Annotated in this window: 11 protein-coding genes; all 11 read left to right on the top strand. The window is 68.9% G+C overall.

Annotated elements, in window-relative coordinates:
• The first annotated feature begins 16 nt into the window (after positions 1-16).
• The 11 genes from OP18_RS28630 to OP18_RS28585 all read left to right on the top strand — a co-directional run bounded on the left by OP18_RS28630 (position 17) and on the right by OP18_RS28585 (position 13,861).
• Positions 17-979 (top strand): hypothetical protein, encoded by a 963-nt coding sequence (locus tag OP18_RS28630; protein ID WP_156089863.1) that lies wholly within the window; start codon positions 17-19, stop codon positions 977-979.
• A gap of 90 nt (positions 980-1,069) precedes the next feature.
• The gene (locus OP18_RS28625; protein WP_033362190.1) at positions 1,070-2,146 is read left to right on the top strand and encodes a hypothetical protein; all 1,077 of its coding nucleotides are present in this window, start codon (positions 1,070-1,072) and stop codon (positions 2,144-2,146) included.
• Positions 2,147-2,148: 2 nt separating this feature from the next.
• Positions 2,149-3,171, top strand: coding sequence for a thymidylate synthase (locus tag OP18_RS28620; protein ID WP_033362189.1), 1,023 nt, complete (start codon positions 2,149-2,151; stop codon positions 3,169-3,171).
• Positions 3,168-3,740, top strand: coding sequence for a nucleoside-diphosphate kinase (locus OP18_RS28615; RefSeq protein ID WP_052387502.1), 573 nt, complete (start codon positions 3,168-3,170; stop codon positions 3,738-3,740). Before OP18_RS28620 ends, OP18_RS28615 begins: the two co-directional genes overlap by 4 nt.
• Positions 3,737-4,984: a radical SAM protein gene (locus OP18_RS28610; RefSeq protein WP_033362188.1), complete on the top strand. Its 1,248-nt coding sequence runs from the start codon at positions 3,737-3,739 to the stop codon at positions 4,982-4,984. Before OP18_RS28615 ends, OP18_RS28610 begins: the two co-directional genes overlap by 4 nt.
• A gap of 20 nt (positions 4,985-5,004) precedes the next feature.
• Positions 5,005-5,670 (top strand): 3'-5' exonuclease, encoded by a 666-nt coding sequence (locus OP18_RS28605; RefSeq protein ID WP_052387501.1) that lies wholly within the window; start codon positions 5,005-5,007, stop codon positions 5,668-5,670.
• A 502-nt stretch (positions 5,671-6,172) separates the two neighbouring features.
• Positions 6,173-7,258, top strand: coding sequence for an ATP-binding protein (locus tag OP18_RS57680; RefSeq protein ID WP_156089862.1), 1,086 nt, complete (start codon positions 6,173-6,175; stop codon positions 7,256-7,258).
• 105 nt (positions 7,259-7,363) lie between these two features.
• A complete protein-coding gene (gene cas7g / locus OP18_RS28600) occupies positions 7,364-8,605 on the top strand; it encodes a type I-G CRISPR-associated RAMP protein Csb1/Cas7g (protein WP_033362187.1) in 1,242 nt (413 codons plus the stop codon).
• The gene (gene csb2, locus OP18_RS28595) at positions 8,602-10,101 is read left to right on the top strand and encodes a type I-G CRISPR-associated protein Csb2 (protein WP_033362186.1); all 1,500 of its coding nucleotides are present in this window, start codon (positions 8,602-8,604) and stop codon (positions 10,099-10,101) included. The genes cas7g and csb2 overlap by 4 nt, the downstream gene beginning before the upstream one ends.
• Positions 10,098-12,839, top strand: coding sequence for a type I-G CRISPR-associated helicase/endonuclease Cas3g (gene cas3g, locus OP18_RS28590; RefSeq protein ID WP_033362185.1), 2,742 nt, complete (start codon positions 10,098-10,100; stop codon positions 12,837-12,839). Before csb2 ends, cas3g begins: the two co-directional genes overlap by 4 nt.
• The gene (locus tag OP18_RS28585) at positions 12,836-13,861 is read left to right on the top strand and encodes a hypothetical protein (protein WP_033362184.1); all 1,026 of its coding nucleotides are present in this window, start codon (positions 12,836-12,838) and stop codon (positions 13,859-13,861) included. Before cas3g ends, OP18_RS28585 begins: the two co-directional genes overlap by 4 nt.
• Positions 13,862-14,797: the final 936 nt, after the last annotated feature.

The raw sequence follows: 14,797 nt of genomic DNA, 5'->3' as shown, positions 1-14,797 counted from the left end.
GGAAGGAAGTCGCACGATGTCCACCACTGCACCGCCGTCTCCCCGGCGCTGGCGTTGGCTGATCCCAGCCGTCGTTGTCCTTGCCGTTGCCACCGTGGCCGGCGTCGCCGCCGGGCAGCGCCAGTCGGACGGCCCAAGTACGTGGCACGACCAGGCGTCCGTGGCCAGGCCGCACGTCCCCGGCCCTGCAAAGGCCAGCGGCGGGAGCACACCGTGCAAACCCGCCGATGCTGGCGCGCCCACGCAGGCGCGATCGGCCCGCGACACCGACGCGTCGGGTTGGCTCCAGTTGACCGCCGCGACCCTCGTCACCGCACCGGCCGACACCCTGACCGGCGAGTTCACCTACGTCCGCCTGTACGAGTGGGCCAGCGACATGACCGCAGGCGCGGACCAGGTAGGGCGCACGACGATGCGGGTGTCGATGTCGGAGAGCTGGTTCGCCGCCGATGGCTCCGCCGCCACCATCACCACGACATTCCCGGACGGCACCGCGAGCCCCGGCCCGAACGTTCCGGGCGGCCGAACCGAACGCGAACACGCGCCCACCGGCGCCTGGCACAACCGGTTCCCGGGCGAACCGAGCAGCGACCCGCAGACTCTCGCCGGGCAACTCGACTTGGTCCAGCCTGCCAGGGTCGGTGTCCAGGCCCGGATACGGGCACTCGCCGACATCGCCCGCGAATACGCCCTCTCATGTCCGGTCCGCGCCGCAGCCCTGCTCGTGCTGGCGCAGAGTCCGGTCATCTGGCGGGGCGATGTGACCGACCGGGCCGGGCGGACCGGTGTCGCGGTCAGCATCGACAGCACCGACGGCGTATCGCGGGAAACCCTCGTGCTCGACCCGGTCACCGGCGTCCTGCTCACCCACGAAGAGACCCTCCTGCGCAACCCCGGGAAGCTGGCCGGCCCGTTCCCGCACCTGCGGTCCTCGACCGCCTACATCGAGACCGGCCGTCGCAGCACGGCCCCCGCCTGACGGCCTGCGCAGGCGAACGACCAGGTCGCTTGACGGGCGGACCCCTCGCGACCGCACCCCAGATACCGACATGGCGGACGGAGCTTTTCGATGCGGATCGGGTACAGCATGTGGGGATTTCTCGGCGATGGAGTGCTGGACACTCCGGACGGCTCGCGCAGCTACCGCAGCGCGTTGATCGACGAGCTGATGTCGGCCGGGCACGACGTGGTGTTCCTGCAACGCAACCGCGACCTGCTCGACGCCGGTGACGACCTGCGTGGCCGCTACCGGTGGGACGACGAGCTGCCCGACCTCGACGTGCTCATGGTCGAGTGGCGGTGGCGGCTGCGGGGCCGCAACGACACGCCGTGCGGCAGTACCGGGCACACCTGCGACCTGCACCGCCAGCACGAGCTGCTGGAGCACTACACGCGAGACCGCACGTTGCCAACCTTGATCTGGGACCTCGACCGGCAACTGGCGGAACGCGACGCCCTGCGCAGCTGGCCGAACGTCACCGTCGCGGACTTCGCCCTGCAGCAGAGGCCGGGCGTGCTCGCCCTGCCGTGCCCGGTACCCGATGCGCTGCTGGACACGGCCGACCCCGTCGCGCTTGCCGCGGCCGCCCGCCCGACATCGCTGGTGTACGTCGGCAACCAGTACGACCGCGATCCGGCGTTCGCCAAGTACTTCGCCCCCGCCGCAGCGCGGGTCTCCCACGAGGTCGCCGGCAAGTGGCCCAGGACCGGCGCGTGGCCGCATGTCACGTTCACCGGCCGCTGCGCCTATCCCGACGTCGCCGGCAAACACCGCCGGTCGCTGACGACCGTGCTGCTGATGCCGGACCGCTACGCGGCCGTCGCCGCGATGGGCTCCCGGTGGTTCGAGTCTGTCACCGCCGGCTGCCTGCCCCTGGCGCCGGCGGAACTCGCGCTCGCCGAGGTGTTCGTCCCGGCCGAACTGCGGGTGGTCAGCGCTGCGGACGTGCTCGACCGCATCGCGTGGCTGCGCGGCATCCAGGGCAGTCCCGAACACGCCGACCTGATCCGGGCGTGCCTGGCATGCCTCGAACCGTTTCGTACCTCCCGGCAGGTCGCCTACCTCACCCAGGTCCTGCGGACGATGACGAACCCGCCGGCCCGCGACCCGGCCGCCGCATCGGCCACCACCCCGAACAGGAGCTGACCGTGCTCACCCCAACGACCTTCACCACGTTCACCGACGCGTACGTCGAGGTGCTCCGGACCATCGTCGACGGACCGCACATCACGACCTGGGGGCGCAGCAAGGACGCCTTGGAGGTCCCGAACGTGACCTTCCGACTGGCTGACCCGACCGCCCGGACCCCGTTCATCGCGGCACGACGCGCCAACCCCGTCTTCACCGCCGCGGAATTCCTCTGGTACGTCGCCGGCCGCAACGACCTCGACATGATCGGCCACTACGCCCCGAGGCTGCGGAAGCTCTCCAAGGACGGCCGCACGCTGACCGGCACCGCCTACGGACCTCGCCTGTTCGGCCGCACCGCGCCCGACGACCGCAGCCAGTTCGACCGCGCCCTCGACTTCGCGCGCCACGAGCCCGACAGCAAACGCGCCGCCATGATCGTCATGGAGCCCGGTGAGCTGCTGGACCTCAGCAACCCCGACGTCGCCTGCACCCTCGCCCTGCAGCTCATGCTCCGCAACGGCCAACTGCACATGACCGGGTACATGCGCGGCAACGACGCCCGGATCGGCCTGCTCTGCGACGTGCACTCCTTCACGATGATCCAGGAGTTCGCCGCCCGGCTCCTCGGCGCCGAGCTTGGCACCTACACGCACCACGTCGGGTCGATGCACGTCAACACCGCCGACCTCGACCAGGTCCGCACCATCATCGCGGAAGCCGACGCCGGCGCCGTCCGGCAGTTCCCGGCCGAGCCGATGCCGGCCAGCACCACCTGGGACACCCTGCGAACCGTCCTGCAGTACGAGGAGATGCTCCGCAAACACCAGGCGTCCCTCACCGCCGAGCAGGCGGCGGACCTGCCACTGCCCGGCTACTGGCAGCGGATCGTGTTGCTGTTCGAGGCATTCCGGCAGATCGTGCGCACACCACGCCAGCAGGTGACCGCCGACGTCCTAGCTGCCCTGGACCCCGGCCACCGGTGGTTGCTCGCCGCCCGCTGGCCGGACCAGATGCCCCGCGCCTCGGTCGGCGCCCGGTGAACGCCCATCCGGCCGGCGTCGGCGCGACGCTGGACGCGGCCGACCAACGGTGGGGTGACTGGACGGTGGTCCTGCTCAAACCGGACTGCCTGCGCAGGCATCTGGTCGCGCCGGTGCTGTTCTGGATCGGTCAGGTCGTCGACCTCGTCGACGTCCGGCAGGTCCAGCCGACCGAAGAGCAGATCTTCGTCCACTACGACGACATGCTCCCGCTGTCCGAGGAGATCGGCCGGGATGTGCCGGCCGAGCTGCGGCGCATCTTCGTCGGCAACACCGTGACCGTCGCCCTCGGCCACGGCCCGGACGCCGCCGCACGGGTCCGGGCACTGGTCGGCCCCACCGACCCCGCCGCCGCACCCACCACCACGATCCGCGGCCGCTATGCCGAGGACACCCTCGCCCGAGCGACGGCCGAAGGCCGGCTCGTGGACAACCTCATCCACACCTCGGACAACCCGGCCGCCGTCCCACGCGACTTCGCCACCTGGTACGGGCCCGCCAACACCCACCTGCTGCGCCGGCCCGCACCGGCGACCATCCCTACAACCCGCGCTGGAGGCTCGTCATGAAGGTAGATCCCGGCATTCCCAGTGGTCCGGGCCGGCTGCGGCTGCTGTCGGCGAGCGAAGTCGCCGCGCTCGACTCGTACATGGCCACGGTCATCAGCTACCGCAAGTCCGGCCTGTCCCTCAACAACATCATCGGCTGCCCGCTGGACTGCGGCTACTGCGTCCGGCACTTCTGGGACAACTACGACCAGAAGATCCCCCAGCTGATCGTCCCCACCGTCGAGGCGATCACCATGCTGCTCAACCACCCCGGGTTCGAGCCGCACGTCACCCCGATCCAGCTGTACAACAAGGCCACCGACCCGTTCCTACCCGGCGTCAAACCGCATGTGTTCGAGATCCTGCACGCCCTGGACCGCCTCGGTCACACCAACCACGTCCTGATCATCAGCCGGTTCAAGGTCACCGAAGCCGACATGGCCGAACTCGAGACGCTGCGACACGTGCGGGTCACCCTGCTGTTCACGTACTCCGGCATCACCGACCCGCGCATCGAACTCGTCGCCAAGTCCGACATCACCGTCACCTCGATCCGCACCGCGGCAGCCCACAAGCGCCGCACCGGCGTCGTGCTGTACTGGCGGCCCATCGTCCCCGGCTGGAACGACGCCGAGAACACCATGGCCCACGTGCTCGACATCGGTCGGGACGTCGACGCGATCGTCTTCACCGGCTACTACCACAAGCAGGAGAACTACGAGCACCTGACCGCGCTGGGCGTTCCCGTGCCCTTCGGTCCCGGCGACTTCCACCGCCGCAAGACCATGTCCCACGAACTCGACGCCCAGGTCATCGCCGCGTGGCGCCGATCCGGCATCGCCACCCCGCTGTTCCGCAAGACGAGCTGCGGCGTCTCCTACGCCCACGGGGCGCCGGACTACAACGGCCACGTCGGCATCGCCGGCATCTGCGACATCTGCCCCACCAGGCAGCTTCAACGCTGCGCCGCCGCCCACACCAAACCAACGTCCGAGGCGATGGACGCCGTCCTCAACCGTCTCGACCTCGGCGCCGTGCCCTACGCCATTGAAGACGGCCACGTCTGGGTCGACGGCCTCGACGAGATGAACCGCTACCCGATCCAGCACCTGCTCGGCTTCCAGGTACACAACCTCGGCTCGCCGCACTACCTCGGCGCACACGGCCGATCCCCACACGGCCATATGATCACCCCGGAAGACCTGGACAGAATCGCGCAGGCCAGGGCAACGGTGACCGCCGCCGTGCGGCACGAGGAAGACTGAACCAGCGGCAGGAGGCCAGCGTGGCGCACACCAGAGCCGGAGCCGCACCGTCATGGCGGACCGCCAGACTCGTCGCCCTCGACCTGGAAGGCACCGGCGCACAAGACGGCGCCGACGAAGCCATCCTGGAGATCGCCGCCGTTCCCCTCATCGACGGCGCACCGGACGTCGCCACGGCCTACACCACGCTGGTCAACCCCGGCCGGCCGATCCCGGCCCGACCGTGGATCTCACCCGGACTCACCAACGACGCTCTGGCGTCCGCCCCACCGCTGGCCGCCGTCGAGCCGGGGCTCGCCGCCCTGCTCGACGGCGCCGTACTCGTCGGACACAACGTCCGCGTGGACTGGCGGCTCTTACAGCGGCGGTGCCCGTCAATCAGACCGATCGCACTGCTGGACACCTACAAACTCGCGCGAGCGGTGATGAACACCCCCAGCTACAGCCTCACCAACCTGCTCAAGACGCTCGACCTCACCGCCACCGTCGACACCATGGCGCCGGGCAGCCAACCGCACCGCGCCCTCTGGGACACCGTCGGCACCGCGCTGCTGCTCGGCGCACTCATACACATTCAATGGCAGACCGACCCGGCAATAGCTGACTTGACCGCCGTGGCAGACGTCCCGCTGGACGGTGGTGTCAGCGCCCCAGTCATCGAAGAAGACCAACTGCACCTGTTCTGATCCCCACGCCGCTGGATGATCCATGGACTTCCGGCGAGACCTCATTGATGAGACCGAAATAACCGGGTCCCATCGGTGGCGTGGGCGGCTCGGAGAATGCGTCCGGACGCAGTCGGTAGGTCGCCACCGCCTCGGCTTCCCGGCCGGTCCGGATCAATAGCAACGCAAGGTACCGGACCGTGTCGGAGCTGCCGCCGGCGACCGCCTGTCGATGGAGCGCCTCAACCTCGTCGTCTCGGTCGAGCGCCTCGAGCAGCCGCGAGATTGACCATGCTCGTGACTTTGCCCGACGACGTCGCGAACCGGTAGAAGCGCTCGGCCGCTTGGTGCTCGCAGCCCTCGGCAAGGACCGCCGCCGGGTTGTTTGAGGCTTCGACGTGACCGGCCTGGGCTGCGGTGCGGTACAAGCGGCGACAGTCGACCGCACCCGGTTCGGATGCCCGTCACTCGTTCGTGTCATCGCCCGTCATTCTTGTCGTACCCAGCAGCTACGGTGCGGCCCGTGGAGAACGTTACGATCGCCGCCGAACGCGCTGAGAACCTCGAAGCCGCGCCGATCAACGATCCGCTGTTCAGCGGTGTGGGGCACTCGGCCGACCCCGGAAGTCGCCTGACGCCGGCGGCGAACAAGCGGGCGCGGATCTCGGTGATCAGCTTTGTCGGTCTTCGGGGTAAGAAACAGCAGGGCTTCGTCAGCCAGCTGCAGATGGCACTCTTCTCGTGGGTCAAGCGCAATCCGACCGGCGATCATCCGTTGGGCGGTCTGCTGGTCATGGACGAGGCGCAGACACTGGCGCCGTCCGGCGCGATGACCGTGTGCACGCGGATGCCGGCGTCGCATGCCCGCGAGCACGGACTCGGTCTGATCTCCGCCACACAGGAACCCAAGGGTCTGCACAGCCACATTTCCGGTAACGCGGCGACGCGGTCCCTCGGCCTTCTCAGCGTCCCCGTCCACATCGAGGCGACCCGCGAGATGGCCCGGTTCAAGGGTGGCGACGTGCCGGACATCTCGCGTCTGAGTGCTGGCCAGTACTACGTGGCGCTGGAGGGTGAACCGTTTCGCAAGGTCCGCACCCCACTGTGTCTCAGCCACCACCCCCAACCCGCTGTCCACAGACGACGTGATCAACCGCGCCCGACGAGTCGTGCCGTCATCCGAGGGGACAGCGACGGCTCCTATGACGGTCGGACAGCCGACGCGGAAAGGGACGCGACGAACTCCCTACTTACCAGACATCGCGAAACACCATGCCTCAATGAAGGGCGCCCCCTCCCGCAGGGCCAGTCTGGACCAGCTGGTCAAGATCGGCAAATACATCCGGGAAATGTCGGGCGCGAGCGCTGTTCGTCAGGCCGACTGTCTCACGTTCAGCAGTGCGACGGTGGCGACGGCGTTCGCCAGAGCGCGCAGCCACAGAAAGTGGCCGGTGACGAACTGGTCCGGCGATTCCGTTACACGGACACGGACACGGAGCCGGCGACGGGTCAGCTCTTCGCCACCTCGGATCGAGCGACCATCCAAAACCTCATAGTTGATCGAAACTTTTCTGCGCATCGCGCTCCTCTCCCGCTTCTCGATCGATGACCACCGTAGCACCAGGACTCCACATCGCGAAAAACCATGTACTCTTCTGCCATGAGTCGAGAGTGAGCGCTCCGGCTGTCAGTTGCCTCAGAAGGGAATCTCTGAATGCGATCGTTGGACCTCGCCGCGCTGCTCGCCGCCGCGTCGCCGGGCGGATCGAGTTGCTTGACGTCGACCACACCGCTTGAGCCGGCCGGGGGAGCGCATATGTCCGTTGCGCCGGCCAAGTTCGCCGAGCGGGGCAAGAAGGGCGGGGTGTATGCGTATGAGCAGCGCTTCCTCGATGGCGAGGATCGGTACGCGGTCATCCTCGACTCGAAACAGTCCCAGCTCAACCGGGCAGAGCAGGCGCTGGCCCAGGCTGTCGACGACGGTCACCCGCTATTGTCGCGTTTGCCGCATGTGCTGGTCACGTACGAACGGGAGGGGCGAGTCGACCGCTACTACGACCTGACGTTGCCCCACCGTGTCTTCGATGGCCACATCCGTGCCGGATCGGTCGACGGGCAGCAGACCACGCAGGTCCCCATCTATCGAGCAGTTCGGGATGCGACGCCGGCGAATGCGCGGGCCTTGCTTGAGATGAGTCCGGTGACGTTGATCTTCGGCGGCTGGGACTCGAGCCGACGCAGTCGCCAGGGTCGCTGGCGCAGTGCGCTGGTCGGGGAGATCGTGGGGTTCGTTGCAGCTGGTCGCGACGAGAAGGGCAACCTGGTCCAACCAAGGCCAGCATTGCGTGGGGGAGCGCGTGTCGACCCTGTTGGCATGCAGATCAACGTTAGCGGCAAGGCCATGAAGGAGTTGGCAACCGGTCAGCGGGACGAGATGAGCGTTGCGACGGTAGAGAAGCTCTCCAAGGCGGCTGGTGCCGTCAAGGCGGGTGCGTCGATGTCGGCGTCCTCGCTGGGGCTTGGCGGCATTCCGCCGACGTTGGATCAGCTGGCGGGCGTGGCGTGCGACACCATCATCCGCACACACGTGCTGTCCTTCGCGACGTTGCGGCAGATGCGGTTCGGGGCCGGTCCGGAGGGTGACGCGGCGTGTCGGGCGCTGCTGGCGGCTCTGGCGCTCAACGCGCTGGCCCGGTCGGACGCCGAGCTCTTCCTACGCGCCAACTGCGACCTGCGGGAAGCCGCGACCCCCCAGGTCCGGCTCGACCAGCGGCGCGGCGAGTTTCTCGAGGTCGAACCGCTCGGCATCGACGCGGCCGATCACCTGCTCGGCGAGGCGCTCGCGCACGCCGAGAAGGTCGCCGATGTCAAGTGGTCGGGCCTTGCGCTGCGGGTTGTCGGCAACCCGGATGTTGTATCGGGCGCGGTCGACGCGGATGCGGAGGGCGGCGAGTGACGTTCGCGATCGTTGCCGAGCCCTTGCTCGGTGTCTACAAGGGGCATGTCGGCAGTGGTGAGCCGGATTCGCTACCGTCTCCAGCTCGACTGCACGCCGCCCTGCTGTGTGCGGCGGCGCAGGGAATTCGAGCGGTTGCCGAGGGCGACAAGCTGCGACCGTGCGACGCCGACCGTGAGGCGTTGCGGTGGCTGGAGAAGCACCCGCCGGACGGTATCGTCGTCCCGGCGACGCTGCGCATCGACAGCGACGCGACCGCGTACCGGAAAGACGGTGTGATCGTCAAAGAGGGTCGCAGCCCGTTGCAGGAGAAGCTGATCGGCAAGGCGGCCGTCGACGGCGTCGCGGTGCGGGGAAGGTTCGCCTGGACGTGGCAGCAGCGGCCGCCGGAGCCGGTGGTCGCGGCCCTGACCGAGCTGTGCCCCGAGGTCCCGTACCTCGGCACGTCCGAGTCACCCGTCCGGCTCTCGGTCGCCGAGGCCGAACCGACGCATCTCCTCGACCGCGAAGCAGACCTCTTCACCGGGTCCGGCCTCGACCTGACGGTGGCCACTGCCGGACGTGCCGACGCGCTGGAGGCGGCGCATCAGGTGGCGACGGTGCCACCGGCGATGAAGGCGGATGCCCATCGGTCGAGTGAGCGGACCACACCACCACCGGTGGTAACCGCCGGTGTCGTCACGGGACGCTACGCCGAGCCAGCGCCGCCGGTTCCAGTCACGCCGTGGACGTCGGTGCTACGCCTTCCGCTCGGCCAGGAGGTCCCGCCGGAGCAGCGGGTTCGGTGGGCGGTCGCTGTTCACCGTGCGCTCATCTCGCATGTCGGCGACGGCGCGCCGGCGGTGCTGACTGGGGTGTACGCCGATGGCGCGCCGCGTCCGTGCAACCGTTGCGCGATTCAATTCGTCGGCGGGTCCACGCTGGCCCTTCTGCTGCCACAGGACACGACCGACGTCGAATTCGCCATGATCGGCGCCGCGGTCTCGCGGCTGCGTCACGTCACGTCGTCGTACGGCCGGCTCGGAGTCGCTGGCGCGCCGGAGCTGGTGCCGGCCGACCAGTTCTGGCCGGCGCCTGCCGCCGGGACCGTCCGGTGGTGGCGCACCGACCCGGTCGCGATCCCCGACAGTCGCCCGCCCCGCGGTGGCCGCTGGTCCCTCGCGGATGCCGTGGCCATGTCGGTCGGCATGGTCTGGCGGTACGAGATCCCCGTATCCGGCCGAGGCGACACCCGCTACCGTGCGTTGGCCGCAGGCGCCGTCACGCGCGGCGTCCAAGTGCATTCGGCGATGCGGGTGATGGACGGTGACGTCGGCCGGTACGTGCACAAAATCAATCCAGATGCGCTGATCCAGCCGTACCGGGCAACGCTAAGCCTCGGCAATCTGGCCGGTCCGCGGACGATTGCGGCCATCGGGCAGACCCGGCACCTCGGTGGTGGCCTCCTCGTCCCGGTCGACGTGCCGGTGGAGAACGCCCGGAGGCTGGCCCGGTGAGCCTCGACCGCGCCGACTTCGGTGCCTTCTTCGCCGAGGTTCACGGCGGGCACCGGCCGTTCCGCTGGCAGCTTCGACTGCTCGACCACGTCCTCGACACCGGGTGTTGGCCCGACCAGATCGTCGCCCCGACCGGCGCAGGCAAGACCAGCGTCATCGACGTGCACGTCTTCGCGGTGGCGCTTATGGCGGCCGGACACGGGCGGCGGGTACCCCGTCGGCTCGCGCTGGTGGTCGATCGCCGGGCACTCGTCGACGACCAGTACGACCATGCGGAGCAGGTCGCCGGCAGGCTCCGCGATGCCCGAGGCCGCGACGACGTCCTGGGTCGGGTGGCTGCGGCACTCGACTTGCTGCGGTGGTCCGGCGGCGAACCGAAAGGCGCCCCGATCCTGCCGCCGCTGCGGACGGTCAAGTTGCGGGGCGGGGCACCGCCGCCCCGGTCGTGGCGCGACGACCCGATCGGCTGCACAGTGATCTGCGCGACGCCGGACATGTGGGGGTCACGGCTCCTGCTCGCAGGCTACGGGTCGCGACGAGAGGCCCGGCCGCGCGAGGCCGGGCTGTTGGCGTACGACACGGTGGCCGTCGTGGACGAGGCCCACCTCTCCCAGCAACTGGTGATCACGGCCCGCAGAGTCGCCGAGCTCGCCGCAGTCGCCGACGAACCGCTGGCCGTGCCGGTGCTGCAGGTGGTCGAGACGACCGCGACGCCCAGCGCCGACGCAGGCGTGACCGTCGGTGTCGAGCCGGACGACCTCAACGCCGACGAACTACTACAGCAGAGGCTGACCACCCCGAAACCCGTCGGCCTCATCCCGCTTCAGGCTTGGCCGATCCCCCGCAGCGGCGCCGCGCAAACGACGGGGATCCAAGTCCTGGTCGACGAGGCGGTGCGCCTGCGGCAGACGTACGGGCCGACTGTCGGTTGCTTCGTCAACACCGTCGCCGTCGCTGTGGCCGTCACTCACGAGCTGCGGTCACGGGGCATGCAGACTGAGCTGATCTGCGGGCGGCTCAGACCACATGACGTCGCGGCGTTGCGCCACCGCCGTCCTGGCCTGCTCAATCTCACCGGGAATTCCTCGGTGGACGTGCTGGTATCGACTCAGACGCTCGAGGTCGGCGCCGACCTCGACCTGGCCGCCGCCGTGACCGAGCTCGCATCCGGCGGCGCGCTCGCGCAACGGGCCGGCCGGGTCAACCGGCTCGGCCAGCGCAAGACCGAAGTGTCCGTGGTCGCACCGGCTACTGACCTGCCGGACAAGATGAACGACTCCCCATATCGCAGCAGCGACCTGACCGCCGCGCACGAATGGCTCCGTGAACGATGCGCCGACCCGCGCGGCCTTGCACCGTGGGCGTTACGGGACAGTCGACCACCGTCCCGCGAACCCACGCGCGACCTGTTCCAGCGCCTGGAACTGGGCCAGATATGGCATCTGGCCCGGACCAGCGACGACCTGGCAGCCGAGCCGGACGACCTGGACCTATGGCTCTCCGACGACCTCAGTGAGGATCACGAGATCGGGCTTGTCGTTCGGCGGATGCTGCCGGACGACCCTGCCGACGCCATCCGGCTGATCCAGGCCCTGCCGCCGCGCCCGTACGAGGTCTTCCCGGTACGGATCCAGTCTGTCGTGACGACCCGGATGCTCGATTTGAAGGTCCCGGCCGTCCTCGTCCGGCCCGGGGATCCGCTGCGGACGTTCGAGGGCGAACGCCTTCGGCCGGGCGACCAGCTGGTTGTGGACGACACCGCGGAGTTGTTCACCGCCGGGGTGCTCACTGCCGACGGCACCGGGCAGGTCAGCGATGTGCTTCACGACATCGACCCGCCGCAGATCGGCCAGGTGGTGCTGCGGATCGAGCGCGACACGGAGGCCGGCCGCCGCCTGCTCGACGCGGCGGAGGCCCTCCTCGACGAACAGGGCGACCTCAGTCCGGCCGACCTCGCCCGGCTCCTGCACGATCACGCGACCGAGCTGAAGCCCGCGCCGATGGTACGTGCCGCCGCAGCCCTGCTCGACTCGTCCGCGGACGGACCCGCCGACGCGGGAATCACGGTCCACCGACTGTTGTCGGACCCCGGCGCCGGGCTGACTCGGCTGATCGTGGTCGACCTCCGCAAGGCGGCAGCCGACGACGAACTGCGGCAGTCGTGGTCACGCCACCGGCGGCGGGTAACGCTCCAAAACCACGCCGCCGATGTCGCCGAACGGGCCGCGGTGACCGCGACGCGGCTGGGCCTCGGCGCACAACTGATCGAGATCATGCGCCTCGCCGGGTTGCACCACGACGACGGCAAGTCCGACCCGCGGTTCCAGCGTTCGCTCGGCGCCGACCCGCGCACCATGGAGCCGCTCGCCAAGAGCGGCACGGTAAACGTGCAATGGATGCGGCGGCTCCGCGACGCGTCGGGTCTTCCGACAGGCTGGCGGCACGAGCAGCTGTCCGCTGTCCATGCCTGGCGGGCGCTGTCCGGACAGGACGCGGTGCAGCGAGACCTCGCCGTGCGCCTGGTCGGCACGAGCCACGGGCGGGGCCGGCACGGCTTCCCGCACCCGAGCCGCCACCTGCTGCCCGAGCCCGACGACGTCGCGGCCGAACTGTTCGACGAGGGCATCTGGGACGAGCTGATCGAGCGTACGCACGCGCACTGGGGGGTCTGGGGCTGCGCCTACCTTGAGGCCGTGCTCCGCGCCGCCGACGGGCAGATCTCGGCGGAGGGACGATGAACAATTTCGTACTGGCGGCGGCCGATCCCACAACGATGCTGTCCCACATGGCGCTGTATGGACTCGCGGCAATCGTCGAGGACGGCGGCCTCGAAGGCGTCCGGCTCTCCTGGAGCGGTGGGATGTCGACCCGGCCGGTGCTCAGCGCGCCGCAGGCGACACCGGACGTCATCGGTGAACTGGTCCGCGCGCACGCGCAACGGCTCGCGGCCCCGGACGCCTGGCCGGCCCGGCACGTCAGCGACAGCGAGTCACGTGGCCTGATGAGCCCACGGCTCGGCGTCATCACCACCCGCGACGGGTGGCGCTCGTTCCAAGCCCGCCGGCACGAGGTGCTCGACCAACTCACCACGGCGCGAGCGCTGCTCGACCTGCGGCTGATCGCCGCGCTGGGCGAGCCGAGCTACTGGCGTTTCAACCGCCAGGAGCAGCGGCTCCAGGACGACGGGGCAAGCCGGCTGGAGATGCAGCCCCGCAATCAGGGTTCCGAGTTTGTCGGTAACCGGCTCCGCCCGCTCGCCGCCGCGGTCGCCGCCCGTACCCCGTCCGCCATCAGCGACGGCCTGCAGGGCCGGAATCTCCGGGACGAGATTGGCAAGGACTCGCCTACCAGCCGCACATCCACTGGTTTCGCTTCGCCGGGACCGGTCGACAATGCTGTGGCCTGGTGCGCGCTCTGGGGAATCTCACAGTTTCCCATCGCGTACCGAACGCAGGGCTTCGCGGACACGAGCGGCCACCTCGGGAAGGGTACCGCCGGCCACTTCTATGTGCCGGTCTGGCAGGGCGCCTGGCGGACCGCACGCCTCCGGTCCGTCGTCGCGAGCGGCCCACTGCGGCGATTCGCCGAACACGGACTACGACCGGACAGATCAGGGCTGACCGACGAGGCCGCTCGCGAGTGGCTCCGCAGCCGCGGCGTGAGCGCTGTCGTGCGCTTCCAGGTGAAACGCTTCGGCAGCGACAGCGCGCCCGAACGCCGAGCCATGATCGGTGAGCTACTCAAGACAGGCATCCGCTAATGTCCTTCGACGACGGCACCGTGACCTTCTGCCGTCATCCTGATGCCGCATCAGGCGTCCCACACCGTCGGGGCCACCTGGGTGGAGACGGTTGGCGAGCCACTGATACCTATCAGGTAAGTCGTAACTCCCGGTGGAGCTACCTTCATTGAGCCGACGAGTTCGCCTGGTCGCCCGTCACCTGCGGCTCTCCGCCGCTTCCGACGGAGCTGCCCTTCATCGAGGATCGACGTCATAGGTCAGGTTGGTTTGCGCCGTTGGTCACAGCTCCCCGACGGAACTGCCTTCATTGAGGCATCGCCTCGACGTAGCCGTCGCGGTTGTCGCCGCCATGTCGCAGCTCCGGACGGAGCCGCCCTTCATTGAGGCTCGAGGGTGTTCGGGTCCAGTGCGACGCTCAGGGTCAGTCGCCGCTTCCGACGGAGCTGCCCTTCATTGAGGCGCGGTCTTAACCAAATTGGTGCCGAGGCAGGTACCCGGTCGCAGCTCTCGACGGAGCTGCCCTTCATTCAGGCGAGGAACTGACGGACGCTCAGCGCACGATGACCATTGGGTTGCGGCACCGAGAAGAGCAGCCCTTCATTGAAGCCCCATCAGGCCGTCCCGGGTCACCAGTAGGTGAGCTGCAGCTCCCGACGGAGCTGCCCTTCATTGAGGCTTCTACGGCACGAACCTGTACGCCCCGAAATTCGGGACGTCGCAGCTCCCGACGGAGCTGCCCTTCATTTAGGTAAGGCGGGCGTGTGGCTCGGCAACGCCGACAAGTCGCAGCTCCCGACGATCTGCGCTCTTCATTGAGGTGATTTCACCGGTATTTCCCGGTGGGTGGATGGCACCCCTAAGCCGTGTTTGGTAAGTGGTTGTGGATTGCTGGCCGCTTGTCGGTGTGGCGGTGGTCGTGAATTGGTGAGGTCTCCGGTAGTTGGTGGTTCGACC

The organism is Dactylosporangium aurantiacum, assembly GCF_000716715.1.
GTDB lineage: Bacteria > Actinomycetota > Actinomycetes > Mycobacteriales > Micromonosporaceae > Dactylosporangium > Dactylosporangium aurantiacum.
This window is presented reverse-complemented; position numbering and strand designations above follow the sequence as displayed.

What these genes read in the sequence shown, in the direction of transcription:
- OP18_RS28585 (WP_033362184.1), top strand. Translation starts at nt 12,836, where the DNA reads ATGAACAATTTCGTACTGGCGGCGGCCGATCCCACAACGATGCTGTCC.
- OP18_RS28610 (WP_033362188.1), top strand. Translation starts at nt 3,737, where the DNA reads ATGAAGGTAGATCCCGGCATTCCCAGTGGTCCGGGCCGGCTGCGGCTG.
- OP18_RS28630 (WP_156089863.1), top strand. Translation starts at nt 17, where the DNA reads ATGTCCACCACTGCACCGCCGTCTCCCCGGCGCTGGCGTTGGCTGATC.
- cas7g (WP_033362187.1), top strand. Translation starts at nt 7,364, where the DNA reads ATGCGATCGTTGGACCTCGCCGCGCTGCTCGCCGCCGCGTCGCCGGGC.
- OP18_RS28625 (WP_033362190.1), top strand. Translation starts at nt 1,070, where the DNA reads ATGCGGATCGGGTACAGCATGTGGGGATTTCTCGGCGATGGAGTGCTG.